At 72.5% G+C, this 15,465-nt stretch carries 13 protein-coding genes and 1 riboswitch; of the genes, 6 read left to right on the forward strand and 7 right to left on the reverse strand.

All coding sequences use genetic code 11. The features are described from left to right. The first annotated feature begins 191 nt into the window (after nucleotides 1-191). Entirely contained in the window at nucleotides 192-1,835 is a 1,644-nt protein-coding gene (locus tag E6R60_RS10035) for a GMC oxidoreductase (protein WP_136326125.1), read from the forward strand. A 91-nt stretch (nucleotides 1,836-1,926) separates the two neighbouring features. Here the strand turns inward: E6R60_RS10035 and E6R60_RS10040 are convergent, their stop codons facing one another. The 7 genes from E6R60_RS10040 to E6R60_RS10070 form a co-directional block, all read right to left on the reverse strand. Continuing rightward, a complete protein-coding gene (locus E6R60_RS10040) occupies nucleotides 1,927-2,406 on the reverse strand; it encodes a carboxymuconolactone decarboxylase family protein (protein WP_136326126.1) in 480 nt (159 codons plus the stop codon). After that, on the reverse strand, nucleotides 2,403-3,482 hold the full coding sequence (locus E6R60_RS10045) for a dihydrodipicolinate reductase (RefSeq protein WP_136326127.1): 1,080 nt from the start codon (nucleotides 3,480-3,482) through the stop codon (nucleotides 2,403-2,405). The genes E6R60_RS10040 and E6R60_RS10045 overlap by 4 nt, the downstream gene beginning before the upstream one ends. 110 nt (nucleotides 3,483-3,592) lie before the next feature. Continuing rightward, on the reverse strand, nucleotides 3,593-5,059 hold the full coding sequence (locus tag E6R60_RS37795; RefSeq protein WP_136326128.1) for an integrin alpha: 1,467 nt from the start codon (nucleotides 5,057-5,059) through the stop codon (nucleotides 3,593-3,595). Between the two features lie 195 nt (nucleotides 5,060-5,254). Continuing rightward, on the reverse strand, nucleotides 5,255-6,148 hold the full coding sequence (locus tag E6R60_RS10055; protein WP_136326129.1) for a LysM peptidoglycan-binding domain-containing protein: 894 nt from the start codon (nucleotides 6,146-6,148) through the stop codon (nucleotides 5,255-5,257). A gap of 5 nt (nucleotides 6,149-6,153) precedes the next feature. Further along, nucleotides 6,154-6,336: riboswitch (cyclic di-AMP (ydaO/yuaA leader) on the reverse strand. 289 nt (nucleotides 6,337-6,625) lie between these two features. After that, nucleotides 6,626-7,453: an ABC transporter ATP-binding protein gene (locus tag E6R60_RS10060; protein WP_136326130.1), complete on the reverse strand. Its 828-nt coding sequence runs from the start codon at nucleotides 7,451-7,453 to the stop codon at nucleotides 6,626-6,628. A 7-nt stretch (nucleotides 7,454-7,460) separates the two neighbouring features. Further along, nucleotides 7,461-8,510, reverse strand: coding sequence for an iron ABC transporter permease (locus E6R60_RS10065; RefSeq protein WP_136326389.1), 1,050 nt, complete (start codon nucleotides 8,508-8,510; stop codon nucleotides 7,461-7,463). A 188-nt stretch (nucleotides 8,511-8,698) separates the two neighbouring features. After that, on the reverse strand, nucleotides 8,699-9,781 hold the full coding sequence (locus E6R60_RS10070; protein ID WP_136326131.1) for an iron ABC transporter permease: 1,083 nt from the start codon (nucleotides 9,779-9,781) through the stop codon (nucleotides 8,699-8,701). A 161-nt stretch (nucleotides 9,782-9,942) separates the two neighbouring features. Between E6R60_RS10070 and E6R60_RS10075 the strand changes: the two genes are divergently transcribed. From E6R60_RS10075 to E6R60_RS10095, 5 genes are all read left to right on the forward strand, one after another. Further along, entirely contained in the window at nucleotides 9,943-10,938 is a 996-nt protein-coding gene (locus tag E6R60_RS10075; protein ID WP_136326132.1) for an iron-siderophore ABC transporter substrate-binding protein, read from the forward strand. Then, nucleotides 10,935-11,723 (forward strand): 2,3-dihydro-2,3-dihydroxybenzoate dehydrogenase, encoded by a 789-nt coding sequence (locus tag E6R60_RS10080; RefSeq protein WP_136326133.1) that lies wholly within the window; start codon nucleotides 10,935-10,937, stop codon nucleotides 11,721-11,723. Before E6R60_RS10075 ends, E6R60_RS10080 begins: the two co-directional genes overlap by 4 nt. A gap of 200 nt (nucleotides 11,724-11,923) precedes the next feature. After that, nucleotides 11,924-13,141, forward strand: coding sequence for an isochorismate synthase (locus tag E6R60_RS10085; protein WP_136326134.1), 1,218 nt, complete (start codon nucleotides 11,924-11,926; stop codon nucleotides 13,139-13,141). After that, nucleotides 13,138-14,817 carry a (2,3-dihydroxybenzoyl)adenylate synthase gene (locus E6R60_RS10090; RefSeq protein ID WP_136326135.1) on the forward strand — a complete coding sequence of 560 codons (1,680 nt, stop codon included), beginning with the start codon at nucleotides 13,138-13,140 and terminating at the stop codon, nucleotides 14,815-14,817. The genes E6R60_RS10085 and E6R60_RS10090 overlap by 4 nt, the downstream gene beginning before the upstream one ends. Nucleotides 14,818-14,829: 12 nt before the next feature. Beyond that, nucleotides 14,830-15,462 (forward strand): isochorismatase family protein, encoded by a 633-nt coding sequence (locus E6R60_RS10095; RefSeq protein ID WP_136326136.1) that lies wholly within the window; start codon nucleotides 14,830-14,832, stop codon nucleotides 15,460-15,462. Nucleotides 15,463-15,465: the final 3 nt, after the last annotated feature.

The following is a 15,465-nucleotide window of genomic DNA, read 5'->3' on the forward strand; positions in this document are numbered from 1 at the left end:
TTTCCTCCTCATGGAACCGTGACCCTCCCAGCATCCATGCGTTGTCCGAGTGCCGCACCCCGGGCGGGCGACCGCCGGCACCGGCGGGCCGACAGCCGCGTCACGGGGAAATTACCCACAGGTAGGTAGTGACTTCTGACGCACACGCCAGTAGAACTCGTTCCCATTCGAGCGAGAGTGAGGAACATCACATGGCGGATTCGAGCTTACCCCCCAAGGGTTCGAGCGGTGTCTCGCGCCGCGGATTCATGGCAAGAACAGGTTTCATTCTGGGGGCCGCGGCCCTCTCGGGACACGTCACCGCCGCCCAGGCGCGTACCACCACCGCGGCCGCCGTGATCGGCAGTGGGGACCATGTCCCGGCCCTGGTGATCGGCACCGGGTACGGAGGGTCCGTCGCCGCCCTGCGCCTCGCCCGGGCAGGGGTCCACGTCCACCTGGTCGAGATGGGGATGGCCTGGGACACCCCCGGGGCGGACGGCAAGATCTTCGCCAACACGACGAAGCCCGACGGCCGTTCGTACTGGCTCCGCACGAAGAGCAAGCAGCCCCTCAGCAACTTCCTCGGGTTTCCCATCGACAGGGCGATCCCGCGCTACACCGGCATCCTGGACGCCGAGGACTTCAGCGGCATCACCGTCTACCAGGGGCGCGGCGTCGGGGGCGGGTCGCTGGTCAACGGCGGCATGGCGGTGACGCCCCGGCGCGAGAACTTCGGTGCGATCCTGCCGTCCGTTGACGCCGACGAGATGTACGCGACCTACTACCCGCGCGCCAACGCCGGGCTCGGGGTCGGCACCGTCGACCCGGCGTGGTTCGAGACGGCGGACTGCTACCAGTACGCCCGGGTCGGCCGCAAGCACGCGCAGCGCTCAGGCTTCCCGTTCGTCTTCGTGCCCGATGTGTACGACTGGGACTACATGGAGCAGGAGGCGGCGGGCACCGTACCCAAGTCGGCGCTGGACGGGGAGATCCTCTACGGCAACAACTACGGCAAGAAGTCGTTGCAGAAGACCTACCTCGCCCAGGCCGCGGCGACGGGCAACATCACCGTCTCCCCGCTGCACCAGGTGACGTCGGTCGCCCCCGCGGCGGGCGGCGGCTACACAGTCGTCATCGACGAACTGCGCACCGACGGGAGCGTCGCGACGACCAAGACGGTCACCGCGGACAAGGTGTTCTTCGCCGCGGGCAGCGTCGGCACCAGCAAGCTGCTCACCCGGCTGAAGGCCACGGGCGCGCTGTCCGGCCTGAACGACGAGATCGGCAGGGGCTGGGGCGACAACGGCAACGTCATGTGCGGCCGCGCCAACCACGTGTGGGACGCGACCGGCGCGGTCCAGTCGAGCATCCCCTGCGGCGGCATCGACAACTGGGCCGCCGGAGGCGCCTTCGCCGAGGTCGCACCGCTGCCGACCGGGATCGAGACCTTCGCGTCGTTCTACCTGTCGATCACGAAGAACCCGCACCGCGCCCGGTTCTCCTGGAACGCCGCCACGGGCAAGGTCGATCTGGACTGGCAGACCGCCTGGAAGCAGCCCTCCATCGACATGGCGAAAACGATCTTCGACAGGATCAACGCCAAGGAGGGGACGATCTACCGGACCGACCTCTTCGGCGTGTACAAGGTCTGGGGCGACCACCTCACCTACCACCCGCTCGGCGGTGCGGTCCTCGACCGGGCCACCGACAACTACGGCCGGCTGCACGGCTATACGGGCCTGTACGTCATCGACGGCTCGCTGATCCCCGGCAACACCAGCGTCAATCCGTTCGTCACCATCACGGCACTCGCCGAACGGAACATCGAGAAGATCATCGCCACCGACCTGTGACAGCGGATCCGCGGGGGCGGACCTTCCGGTAGGAGGCGACGGGCCGGCCTCCTACTGGACACGGGCGGCGACCGGGTGTCCGGCGGTCCGTTCAGTGCCCCGGCAGTACGCACACGGCGTCGAGGCCCAGCACGTGGTTGAGCCGGCCGAACGCCAGCCAGGAGCCGATGCTCATGCTCAGCTCGACGATCTCGTGCTGGCTGTAGTGCGCCGTCATCCGGGCCCAGAACGATTCGTCCAGACCGTGGTGGTCCAGGGCGTACCGCTCGGCGTACTCGGCCGCCAGCCGGGTCCGGTCGTCGAACGCCTCCGTGGTGCGCCACTCGCTCACCGCACCGGCGAACTCCTCCTCCACCTTGTGGCCGTCGCGTTCGGTGCGCCAGTCCAGGCAGAAGAGGCAGCCGTTGATCTGCGCGATGCGCAGCCGGGCGGCCTCGAACTCGCGGAGCCCGAGCGTCGTGTGCTCGTACACCGACAGGGAGAAGTTCGCGGCGGCCGAACCGATGCCGGGGACCATGTCGCCCCACACGTAGCCGATCGGCTCCTGGCCCTCGGGGATGTCGATGATCACGGCTGCTTCCTTCCGAGTCGGCCGGCTGCGGGGCGCAGGGGCACGTCGAGTGCGTCGTAGAGCCCGGGTTCCGCCTCCACCAGCCAGTCGATGGCGTTCACCAGCCGGCCGACGGCGGTCGCGTTGCCGCCCGCCGAGCGGTTCTCGTCCTCGTCGGTGGCCTCGACGGTGACCTCGATGCGCGGGCGCCCCTCGATGATCACCCGGTGGGCGCCGGCGCCGTCGGGCGGCGACGGCCAGTCCGGGGCGCACGACGGATGGATGCGGGTGATGTGCTCGATGACGATGCGGGGTTCGCCCTCGACGATGCCCTGGACCTCGAAGCGGACCGCGCCCTGGGTGCCGGCCTCGAAGTCGCCCATCGTCCTGGTGGTGACGGTCTCTTCGAGCGGCCGCCGGGCCATGGTCTCGCGGATGCCGTCGAGTTCCACGCCCAGTGCCCGGGCCATCAGCCGTATCTGGCCTCCCCACACCATCGTCGGGACCGAGGCCGCGAGCATGAGGGGCTCGTAGTCCATGGGGTGCCCCATGCCGATGAGATGGCGGACCGAGTCGGGCTGGTCATAGGTGGAGTAGTCGAAGATCTCCTGGCAGCGGACCGCGTCGACCGTGGTGCCCAGTCCGCTGATCAGCAGGGGCAGTACGTCGTTGCCCCAGCCGGGGTCGACGCCGGAGACGAAGAGCGAGCCCCCGCCGCCGGCCACGGCGGCGAGCACTGGTTCGCGGAGTTCGGGCGGGGCGCCCCGCTGGTCGTAGAGCGCGTACAGCGCCGGGGTGACGACGACGGCTCCCCCGGCCACCGCCCGGGTGATGTCGGCCAGCGCCTCGTCGGGGCGGATGTCGCCGGAGGCCGCGTACACGACAGCGCGGGGGGCCGTGGCCAGCACGGCGTCGATGTCGTCGGTCGCCGCGACGCCCAGAACGCGGTCCAGACCGGCCAGAGCACCCGCGTCGCGGCCCGCCTTGGCGGGGTCGTGCACGAGTACGTGCGCGAGTTTCAGGGCCGGATGGGCTTCCACCGCGCGGATGGCCGCGCGGCCGACATTGCCGGTACCCCAGACCACCGTGGGAATCATGCGGCGGAGGGTAGCGCGCGGGAGGAAAGGTTCATAGTGCCATCGCGCACCCGGTTCGGAGCGGACGGGGACAGGCCCCGCGGCCGCCCCGGTCCGCTCCGCCGGCGCCCCTACTCGTCGATCGCCGCTCCGTATCCGGCGCCCGTCCTCGCCCCGCCGAACGGTCCGGCGTCGAACGTCCAGGAGCCCGCGGCCGTCACACCGCCCGATCCGGACGGGAGAACCCAGACGATGCCGTCGCCGGCGTTCTCACCGGGTGCGGCGGCCAGAAGGGCGGCCCGCCCGTCCCCGTCGGGGTCGCTCAGCCGCACCTGGCCGCCCCAGCGGTCGCCCTTCTCGGGGACGCCCGGCACGTGCACCGAGTCCTGGTCCCATGAGGAGGCGCCGGTGGCGGTGAGCCCGCCGGCCGCACCCCGCAGGACCCAGACGGCGCCCGCGTCGGCGACCGTGCCGATGTCCTCGCCGGGGGCGCCGACCGCCACGTCCGCGTACCCGTCGCCATCGGTGTCCGCCACGGAGAGGTCGGCCCCCCAGCCGTCGCCGGCCTCGGAGCCGCCCGGGACCCCGGGGGTGTCCTGCGTCCACCACACGGGCGGGGTGCCGGGGCCCTCGGCGCCGACCGGCCCGTCACCCGCGCTGCCGTAGTACACGCCGACCACGCCGCCGGTCGTCGACTCGCCGCCGCCGTCGGGACTGTGCGGCTCTCCGGTGACGAGGTCGTCGTAGCCGTCGTGGTCGATGTCGCCCGAGGCGACGGCCGGGCCGCCGCGCAGGTCACGGTCGTAGCGGAGGCCCTGGACCTCCCCGAGGAGGAGCGCGGACCAGCCGTGGCCGGGCTCCGCGCCGGCGGTGACGCCGGAGACGACCAGGTCGGCGAGACCGTTGCCGTCGTAGTCGCCGGTCGTCATGGCCCGGGGCGCGATCTCGCGCCCCGGGGTGCCGGGGAGACGGCTGCTGCGCGCGGCGGCGCCGTGCCGGGTCCCGGGGTCGTACTGGTACAGGGTGAGGTCGAGGCCGCCGGTCACGGCCAGCTGGTCGCCGGGGATGTCCGGGCTGAAGTGCGCGGCGGCGAGAGCGCTGCCGAACCTGGTGCCGGCGACGGGCTCCCCGGCCTGAAGCCAGTCGCCGTCCGCGCCGGTCAGCCCCTGGGCGGTGCCCCACAGGACGACGACGGCACCCGCGTCGGTCACCGGTTCGAGGTCCTCGCCCGGGAGGCCCACGACCGCGTCGTCGTACCCGTCCCCGTCCAGGTCCCCGGTGGTCAGGGCGGCGCCGAAGCCGTCCCCGGCCTCGGCTGCGCCCGGCACCTCGGTGGTGTTCTGGCTGAGGACGGCGCCCCGGGTCGTGCTGATGCCGTCCGGCCCGCCGTACTGCACGGTCACGTAGCCCGCGCCCTTCTTGCCGCCGACGGTTCCGCCGGGGGCGCCGATGAGCACGTCCTCGTAGCCGTCGCCGTTGAAATCGGTGGCGCGGTCGTCCGCGCGCGTTCCGGCGTAGGCGGAGGGCGCGGCGACGGCGGCCCCCGCGATCAGGAGTAACGAGGCCGCGGCAACGGCGGCCGGACGGTAGGTGCGCACGAGCGGCTCCTCGGGTCGGGCATGACCGGGCGGGACCGTGGGGACGCCGGGAAGAGCCCGTCACCCTCCTGGCGCCCTGTTGGACAGGCTCGGCGGCGCAAGGGTTGTACGGCATGCGAAAGGGGTGGAAGGGAGCGGTTCAGCTCCCTTCCACCCCTGATCCACGGCCCCGCGCGAGGCGGGGCCGCGGTGGGATCAGTAGGCCCCGAAGACGTTGTCGATCGAGCCGTACGTGGCGGCGGCGTAGTTGCACGCGGCGGTGATGTTGGCGACCGGGTCCAGGATGTCCAGCGAGGTGCCGGGCACGTGGAACGCGTCGAACGTGGGCTGGATGACCTGGAGCAGGCCCTTGGACGGAGTGCCAGCGGCTGCGTTCGAGTCCCAGTTGTTGACGACCTGCGGGTTGCCCGAGGACTCGCGGATGACGTTGCGGTAGATGCCGTCGTAGCTGCCCGGGATGCCGTGCTCGGCCATGACGGCGAGGGACTCCTTGATCCAGCCGTCGAGGTCGTCGGTGTACGCCGTCGCGGTCTGCGCGGGGGCGGTCTCCACGGGGGGCGTCGCGGCGGTCTGCTCGACGACGGGGGCCGTCGTCCGCTCGGAACGGTCGGCGCGGTCGGTGCTCTCGGCGCGGTCGGCCGACGGCTGGGAGGAGCTGCCGGAGGCGGTCTCGGCCTTGAATTCGGTCTTGGTCGCGGCCTTGGGCGCGGCGGCCGTGGACTTGGCGCCAATCGTCAGCTTCAGGCCCGGGTGAATCAGGTCCGGGTTACCGCCGACCGCGCTGCGGTTGTCCTTGTACAGCCGCTCCCAGCCGCCGCTGAGGGAATGCCCGCGGGCGATCTTGGAAAGCGAATCGCCGGAGACCACGGAATAGGTGGTGGACTTCGCCTTCTTCGCGGCAATTTCCTTGCCGGCGACGGAAGTCGGGGCTGCGGCCTTTCCGGCGACGACCGACGTGGCCGGCGCGGCGGAGGCCGATCCGGCGGCGATCAGGGGGAGGGCGAGAACGGCTCCACCAGCACTCACGGCGATGAAACCGCGGGCCAGGGAGGTGGACTTGGAACGACGGTGCTGACCCTTGAAGGGCATGGCGCTTTTCCTCTCCGCCGCCTGCGAGGTGAGCTGTCGGGTTCGGACTGGAGATGTCCGGCCGCGCATGGCGACTTCACCCCTAGCCGCTCCGGATTCCGGATCGGCAGCAAACCTGGGTCCCCCGCTCCTGCCGTACGTGAGTGGTCGGGTTACCGGACGGCGGCAGGATTCGGCGTTCCATCCGGATTGACCGTGACCGTAAGCGAGAAAGGCAGGGCATAACAAGCCCGGAATTACTGATCACAATTGCCGCGCAAGATCAATCAAAGGAAATGTGCGACGCCGGTCACACCGGAGCGGGCCAACTTTCTTGGCGCGACTGGGAACCGGCACCTCCGGTTCCGCGTCCCGGGCGGGAAACGTGACGCTGGCCACTGCGCCCGAAAGGGGCGATTTGCCAGCTATTCCGGGGCTATGACCTGCAGAAAAGCGACCGGGATTGCACATTCCCGGCTTTCCTGCATAAACGGGCAATTAGGACATTAGGGAACCGGTCCCGGCCGCCCTGCCGCGTGGCACCACGACCGGGGAACCGTCGCCCGGGGCCGCGAGCACGTCCGCGTCGATCGCGTACAGCTCCTTCACCAGGGCCTCGTCGACCGTCTCGCGGGGGGCGCCCCGGGCGATGACGCGGCCGCCCTTCATGGCGACGAGCAGGTCGGCGTAGCGGGCCGCGGCGGCGAGGTCGTGCTGGACCATCACGACGGTGCGGCCCGAGGCGGCGACCTCCCGGACGAGCTCAAGGACCTCGACGGCGTGCCCGAGGTCGAGGGCGCTGGTCGGCTCGTCGAGGAGGACGACCGGGGTCTGCTGGGCGAGGACCATCGCGAGCCAGCAGCGCTGGCGCTGGCCGCCGGACAGCCGGTCGACGCGTTCGCCCGCGAGGGCGGTGGTGCCGGTCGCCTCGAGCGCGTCGCGCACCGCCTGCTCGTCCTCGCGCGACCACTGGCGCAGCAGTCCCTGATGCGGGCTGCGGCCGTAGCGCACGAGGCCGGCCACGGTGACCGCCTCGGGGGCGCGCGGCGACTGCGGCAGCAGGGCGACATGGTGGGCGGCGCGGCGCCGGCCGGTCTCCCAGATGTCCGTCCCGCCGATCAGGACCGTGCCGGACTCGGGCCGGTGGAGCCGGGCGACGGTCCGCAGCAGGGTCGACTTCCCGCAGCCGTTGGGGCCGACGACGGCGACGACCTGTCCGGCGGGGACGGAGAGGGAGACGTCCTCGACGACGGGACGGCCGGGGTATCCGGCGTGCAGGCCGCGCACTTCGAGGCGCGCCTTCGTACCGGTCGGGTGCTCGGTCATGTGCGGCTCACGCCTTTCCGGCGGCCGGGTCGGGCCGCATCAGTACCCAGAGGAGGAACGGGCCGCCGAGGACGCTGGTCACGACCCCGACGGGAAGCTCGACCGGAGCGGCGACGCGTCCGATCGCGTCGGCCGCCGCGATCAGCGCGGCTCCGGTCAGCGCCGAGCCGGTGACCGGCACACGGGTGGGGCCGCTCAGCCGCTGGGCGAGGACCGGAGCCGCGAGCGCCACGAAGGCGATGGGGCCGCCGACGCCGACCGCCGTGCCGGCCAGCAGCACGGCGAGGACGAGTGCGAGGGCACGTACCCGCGCCAGGTCGACTCCGAGGGAAGCGGCCACCTCGTCGCCGAAGCGCAGCAGTTGGAGGCGGTGCCCGGCCGCCAGCGAGAGGGGGACGAGGAACAGCAGGGCCACACCCAGGGGCACGCCCGCGTCCCAGTCCCGCCCGTTGAGGCTGCCGACGGCCCAGAGGAAGACGCCGCCCGCCGTGTTGTCGTTCTCGCGCGACATGATCAGGTCGCTCACCGCGCCGACGAAGGTGGAGACGCCGATGCCGGCGACCAGCAGGCGGTAGCCCGCGCTCCCCGCGCCTCCGGCGCACAGGACGACCAGGACCGCCGCGGCCACGGCGCCGACCGGCCCGAGCCACCAGTTGCCGACCATGCCCGTGGCGGACCCCGCGGCGGCCGCGACCACGGCGGCGGTGGCGCCCTCGTTGACCCCGACCAGGTCCGGTGTGGCGAGCCGGTTGCCGGCCAGGGTCTGGGTGAGACAGCCCGCGATACCGAGGGCGGCGCCGACCAGCAGGCCGGTGAAGATGCGGGGCAGCCGGAAGTCGCGCACGATCATGACGGTGCCGGCGTCGCCGGTTCCGAGCAGTCCCGAGAGGGTCTGCGACAGGCTCATCCCGGACGAACTTGCCATCACCGCCAGGGTGATGAGGAGAGCCGTCAGCGGGAGGAGCAGCGCGGCCGCGAGCACGCTGCGCCTCGGCAGGAGCCAGGACAGCGTGCCGGTGCGCAGGACGACGCTGTCGGGCGGGGTCACGTCCGCCATCACCCCGCCGTCGGGCGGGGTCGCATTCCTGTCCGTCAACACGACGTTGTCGGACGGGGTCACGTCCTTGTCCGTCATCACGACGTTGTCAGGCAGGGTCACGTCCGTCATCACGACGCCGTCGGGCGGGGTCGCGTCCGTCCTGCGGGGACCGGAACTCCCGTCGGTGACAGCCGGGATGGGGTCCGTCATGCCGGGACTCCCGCCGTCGACAGCCGGGAGGAGCGGGCGATCCACACGAGCAGGGGGCCGCCGACGAAGGCGAGCAGCACGCTGACCGGGGTCTCCCAGGGCCGGATGACGATCCGCGCGAGGATGTCCGCGAGGATCATGATGTCGGCCGCGATCAGGGCGGACAGGACGAGCCCGGCGGTCATCCGTGCTCCGGCCAGGGCCCGGGCGGCGTAGGGCGCGAAGAGTCCGAGGAAGGCGATGGGCCCGGCCACGGCGACGGCGCAGCCGGCGAGCAGCGAGACGGCCCCCGCGACGACGAGCCGGATGCGGCCGGGGTGGTGGCCGAGCGAGCGTGCGCCGTCGTCCCCGAGTCCGAGCGCCGCCAGCGGGCGGGCGCAGCCGAGTGCGGTGAGCAGCCCCGCCGCGATCAGTGGCACCAGGGGCAGCAGGTCGGAGAGCTCGATGCCCGCGAGCGAGCCGATCGTCCAGTAGCGGTAGGTGTCGAAGGTCGACCGAGTACCCAGCAGGACGTACGAGGTGAGGCCGTGAAAGGTGGCGCCGAGCGCCGATCCCGCCAGGACGAGGCGCAGCGGGGATCCGCCGCCGCGTCCGGACGCGGCGAACAGGAGGACGGCCGCGCTGGCGACCATGCCCCCGGCCAGGGCCCACACCAGCAACGAGGCGGGCGAGTCCGCGCCGAAGAAGGTGAGCCCCAGCACCACGGCGAAGGCGGCTCCGGAGTTGACGCCGAGCAGTCCGGTCTCGGCGAGGGGGTTGCGGGTCGCGGCCTGGAGGAGACACCCGGCCGTTCCCAGGCACGCCCCGACCAGGATCGCGGCGAGCGTCCGCGGCAGCCGTACGTCCACCACGGCCAGGCGCAGTTGCGCGTCCGCGCGAGCGGCCGGGTCCCCGACGAGGTAGTCCCAGGCGCCGCCCGCCGAGCTGGACCCGGTGCCGATGAGCAGGGACAGCACGACGAGGGCCGGCAGCAGGAAGACGAGAGCGGTGGCCGCCCACACGGCCGCGCGCCCTTCGCGTGGCGGGGTTGCGGTGGGGTGGGGCCCGGCTGCGGGCCCTCCCGCTTGCACGATCAACATATGGTTAGCCTAACCTAAGCACACCGGGCAGCCGGCGGAGGGCCACCGGGCTCCCCCATGCCCTGAAACGGCGTCAATCGCCCTGCCCCGGTCCTCTTCGGTACGGCGGCCACCCCGCCCGTACCGCCCTCGTCACTCGAACACAACGGAGACTCCAGGCCATGGCCCCGCTTTCGACCCTCTCTTCCCGCGGCCTCGCCCGCCCCTCGCTCGCGGCCTCGCTGATCGGCGTCTGCGCCCTGGCGCTGACCGCCTGCGGATCCTCCGAGGCGTCGGACGGCTCCGGCGGCACAGCCGCCTCCAAGGCCCCGGAGGCGACCCGGGTGACGGACGCGACCGGCGCGTCGGTGAAGGTCCCCGCGACGCCGCGACGCGTGGTCGTCCTCAGCGAGATGGACCTCGACGCGGCTCTCGCGCTGGGCGTGAAGCCGGTGGGCCTGACCGCGGGCCGCGGCCAGAAGGGCGCCCCCGGCTACCTCGCCGGCCAGGCGAAGGGCATCCCCGTGGTGGGTGCGGTCACCGGCCCCGACATCGAAAAGGTCGTCCAGGCGAAGCCCGACGTGATCCTCGCCGGTCAGCTCGCCGACGAGCAGGTCCTCCAGCAACTGCGCAAGGTCGCGCCCACGGTCGTCACGATCGGTGGCAGCAAGGACTGGAAGAAGGCGCTCTCGCTCACCGGAAAGGCACTCGGCCGCGAGAACAAGGCCGAGGCGTTCCTCGCCGACTACGCCACCCGGGCCGCCGCCCTGAAGAAGGACCTGGGCGCGGAGGCGGGCAAGAGCGTGTCCGTCGCCCGCTACTCGGCCAAGGGTTCGGCCGTCATGCAGCAGGGCGTGTTCATCAGCGACGTCCTGAAGGACCTGGGCTTCACCCGCCCCGGCATCCAGAACGAGAAGGGGGAGGGCCACTCGACGCCGATCAGCGACGAGAACCTCAAGGAGATCGACGGGGACTGGCTCTTCATCGGCACCCTCACCTCCACCGGGTCGGACCAGGCGCTCGTGGGTGAGCTGTCCGAGAAGCCGGCGTACAAGCAGCTCAAGGCGGTGAGCAGCGGTCGGTCGACCGTCATCGACGGGACCAAGTGGACGAGCCTGGGCGGCGCGCAGGCGGCCGTCTCGGTGCTGGACGACATCCGCAAGGCCATGGTCAAGTGAGCCCCGTCCCGGAACTCACCGGCCGGCTCGCCCTCGTGACGGGGGCGGGCCGCGGGATCGGCGAGGCGGTGGTGCACGCACTCGTGGAACGCGGCGCCCGCGTCCTGGCCACCGACGTGGCCCCCGAGGGCGTCACCGCGCTCGCCGGGAAACACCCCGGGCACGTCACCGCCCGCACGCTCGACGTCACCGACGCCGCAGCCGTCGAGGACCTCGTCGCGGAGGCAGAGGATGCGCTCGGCCCCCTGGACATCGCGGTCAACGTCGCCGGAATACTGCGGAGTTCGCCGGTCGCCGAGCTGACGGACGAGGACTGGGCGGCCACCTTCGCCGTCAACACCGACGGGGTTTTCCACGTCTCCCGGGCCGTATCGACCCGGATGGCCGCTCGCGGAACGGGCAGCATCGTCACGGTCGCGTCCAACGCCGCGGGCATCCCCCGCACGAACATGGCGGCGTACGCGGCGTCGAAGGCCGCGGCCGTGATGTTCACCAAGTGCCTCGGCCTCGAACTGGCGCCCCTGGGCATCCGCTGCAACACCGTGTCCCCCGGCTCGACGCTCACCGACATGCAGCGCGGCCTGTGGCCGGCCGGCGACGAAGACGCCGCCGCGCGGCGCGTCATCGAGGGGGACGGGGCGAGCTACCGCACCGGCATCCCGCTCGGCCGCATCGCCGACCCCTCCGACATCGCCGACGCCGTCGCGTTCCTCGTGTCCGACCGCGCCCGCCACATCACCCTGCACGACCTCTACGTCGACGGCGGCGCCACGCTGCGGGCCTAGGGCGTGTTTCAACAGTCCCGCCTGCCCCGGGCGGACGGCGGGACTGTCGTAACACGCCCCAGGGCCTCTCGTCCTGATCGGGCCGGTTCGCGGCCCGGCACCGCACCTCGCGCCCTGATCCAGCCCGATCCGGGCGAAAGACCCCGCCCCCGCCCTCCGACAGCGGATCGCAGCCCTCTCCCCCCTGGAGACAACAAGACATGTCTGCCTCATTGCGCGTGCCCACCGCCCCGCACCGGGCCGCCCCCCACCTCTCCCCTCCCCCTTCGCCCGGCGCCGCCACCGCACTGCTGGATGCCTACCGGCCCGGTACGGACCGCTTCCTCGCCTCATCCCGCCGGACGCTGCTCGCCTCCGGAACCGCCGCGGAAGTCCCGCAGGACGCACGGCCGTTGGCCCTCCGTGTGAACGAGGCGCTCGATGCCCGGCGCAGGGCGGGGGACCCGGCGCCGATGGTCCTGGGCGCGCTGCCCTTCAACCCGGACGCACCGCACTCACTGGCGGTCCCGCAGTCCGTCCGCCGGGCACCGGCTCTGTGCGAGGATCCGCTCATCGCGCTCCCCGGCCCCTCGACGGAACCCGGGACCTGGCAGACCCGGGAGGTCCCCGAGGCCGGCGCCTACAGTGCGGCGGTCGCCGCGGCGGTGCGGCGGATGCGCGCCGGGGAGTTCGACAAGGTCGTCCTCGCCCGCACCCTGGAGCTGACCTCCTCGCACGACCTCGACCTCCCCGCCATGCTGCGCCGGCTCGCGCAGCACGACCCGAAGGGCTACACCTTCGCCGTCCCCAGCGGGCCGGGCCGCACGCTCGTGGGCGCCAGTCCCGAACTCCTGGTCGCCCGTGCCGGGAACGTGCTCACCGCCAATCCGCTGGCGGGCTCCGCACCGCGCAGCCACGACCTGGCGGAGGACGTGCGGCGCGCGGCCGCGCTGCTGGAGTCCCCCAAGGACCTGCACGAACACGCCGTGGTCGTCGCCGCCGTGCGGGAGGCCCTCGCCCCGTTCTGTGTGCGCCTCGACGTCCCCGAGCGTCCCACGCTCGTACGGACCGCGGCCATGTGGCACCTGTCGACGACCGTCACCGGAACGCTCACGGATCCCGGGACCACCTCCCTCGCTCTCGCCTCCGCGCTGCACCCCACGCCCGCGGTGTGCGGCACCCCGACCGAGAAGGCCCGTGCCGTCATCGCGGAGTCGGAACCCTTCGACCGCGGCGCGTACACCGGCATGGTCGGCTGGCAGGACGCCGACGGGGACGGGGAGTGGGTCGTGACGATCCGCTGCGCCGAGGCCGAGGGCCGCTCGCTGCGGCTGTTCGCCGGCGCGGGCGTGGTGGCCGCCTCCTCCCCCGAGGCGGAGACCGCGGAGACCGGTGCCAAGTTCCGCACCTTCCTCGACGCCGTGGGGGCCGCGCTGTGAACGCCGCCCCGCACGACGACGCACCCACCTGGCCCGCCGGTTTCGCCGAGCGCTACCGCGCGGCGGGGCACTGGCGCGGCGAGACGTTCACGGGCGTGCTCCGGGCGCGCGCGGCCGCCCACGGGGACCGCGTGGCGGTCGTCGACCCCGCGGACGGGCGACGCGCCTGGACGTACGGCGAGCTGGACCGGCGCGCGGCCCGCCTGGCGGCGGGGTTCGCGACCCGGGGCATCGCCCGGGGCGACCGGGTCGTCGTCCAGCTGCCCAACGTCGCGGAGTTCATCGAGGTCGTCTTCGCCCTCTTCCGGATCGGGGCGCTGCCCGTCTTCGCGCTGCCCGCCCACCGGGAGACGGAGATCGGCTACTTCTGCTCGTTCACCGAGGCCGTCGCCTATGTGATCCCGGACCGGCACGCCGGCTTCGACCACCGCGAACTGGCGACCGCGGTGAGGGCGCGGACCCCGGGCCTGAAGCACGTCTTCGTCGTCGGCGACCCGGGCGAGCACACCCCGCTGTCCGGCGTACCGTGCGAGGACTCCGTCCCGCTCGCCGGGCCCGAGCCGCACGACCTGGCGTTCCTCCAGCTGTCGGGCGGCACCACCGGAGTCCCCAAACTCATTCCGCGCACGCACGACGACTACATCTACTCGCTGCGCGGCTCCGACGAGATCTGCGGCGTCGACGAGGACACCCGCTTCCTCGTCGTCCTCCCCGCCGCGCACAACTTCCCGATGAGTTCCCCCGGCTGGCTCGGAACGCTGTACGCGGGCGGCACGGTCGTCCTGTGCCCCCGGCCCGATCCGGCGACGGCGTTCGCGCTCGTCGAGCAGGAGCGGGTCACGATGACGGGACTGGTGCCGCCGCTCGCCCTGGTGTGGACCGAGGCCGCCGCGGACACGGGGCACGATCTGTCCAGCCTGGAGCTGGTCCTCGTCGGAGGAGCCAAGTACAGCGAGGCGGCGGCCCGCCGGCTGGAGCCGGCGCTGGGCTGCCGGCTCATGCAGGTCTTCGGCATGGCCGAGGGCCTCGTCAACTACACGCGGCTGGACGACGATCCGGAGACCGTGGTCACCACGCAGGGCCGGCCGATCTCCGAGGACGACGAGATCCGCATCGTGGACGACGCCGGACAGGACGTCGCGGAGGGGGAGTTCGGACATCTGCTGACCCGCGGCCCGTACACGATCCGCGGCTACTGGCGCGCGCCCGGACACAACCGGACCGCCTTCACCGAGGACGGCTTCTACCGCACGGGTGACATCGTGCGCCGCACCTCGAACGGCAGTCTCGTCGTCGAGGGGCGGGCCAAGGACCAGATCAACCGGGGCGGCGAGAAGGTCGCACCCGAGGAGATCGAGAACATCATCCTCGCCCATCCGTCCGTGCACGACGTGTCGGTGGTCGGCGTCGCCGACGCGTTCCTGGGTGAGCGCACGCTTGCGTACGTGATCCTGCGCGACGGCGCCGAACCGCTCACACCGGTCGCGGTGAAGCGGCACGTGCGCGAGCGCGGAGTCGCCGCGTACAAGGTCCCCGACCTCGTCGAGTTCGTCGACGCCTTTCCCCGGACCGGGATCGGCAAGGTCAGCAAGAAGGGCCTGCGCACCGGCCCGAGCGCCGCCGGGCCCGCCGCCACCCCCGCCGACCCGCACCGAGCCCGCACCCCGCGGCACTGAAAGGCCCCTCCCATGGCACTCCCCGCCATCGCCCCCTATCCCCTGCCCCGCGCGGAGGACCTCCCCGAGAACCGGGTCGCGTGGACCGTAGACCGGGCGCGCGCCGTCCTCCTCGTCCACGACCTCCAGAACCACTTCCTCGGCGCGTACCCCGCCGGTGAACAGCCGCTGACCGGCATGCTCGGCAACACGGCCCGCATCATCGAGGAGTGCCGCACGGCCGGCGTGCCGGTGATCTACTCGGCGCAGCGCGGCGGCCAGAGCGCTGAGGAGCGCGGGCTCCAGCTCGACTTCTGGGGCCCGGGCGCGGCGGACGACGCCGAGGCCCTCGCCGTGCCGGAGTCCGTCGCACCGGCTGCCGGGGACACGGTGCTCACCAAGTGGAAGTACAGCGCCTTCGCCCGTACCGGACTGGAGTCCCTGATCAGGGATTCGGGCCGCGACCAGCTCGTGGTCACCGGGGTGTACGCGCACATCGGGGTGCTCATGAGCGCCGCCGACGCGTGGATGCGGGACATCCAGGCGTTCGTGGTGGCCGACGCCGTCGCCGACTTCTCGCGCGAGGACCACGACATGGCGCTGCGCTGGGCTGCGGGCCGCTGCGCGGTCGTGACCACCACCGACGCCCTTCTCAAGGAGATCTGAGCA

The sequence above is a fragment of the Streptomyces sp. A0642 genome (genome assembly GCF_004795105.1).
Lineage (GTDB): Bacteria > Actinomycetota > Actinomycetes > Streptomycetales > Streptomycetaceae > Streptomyces.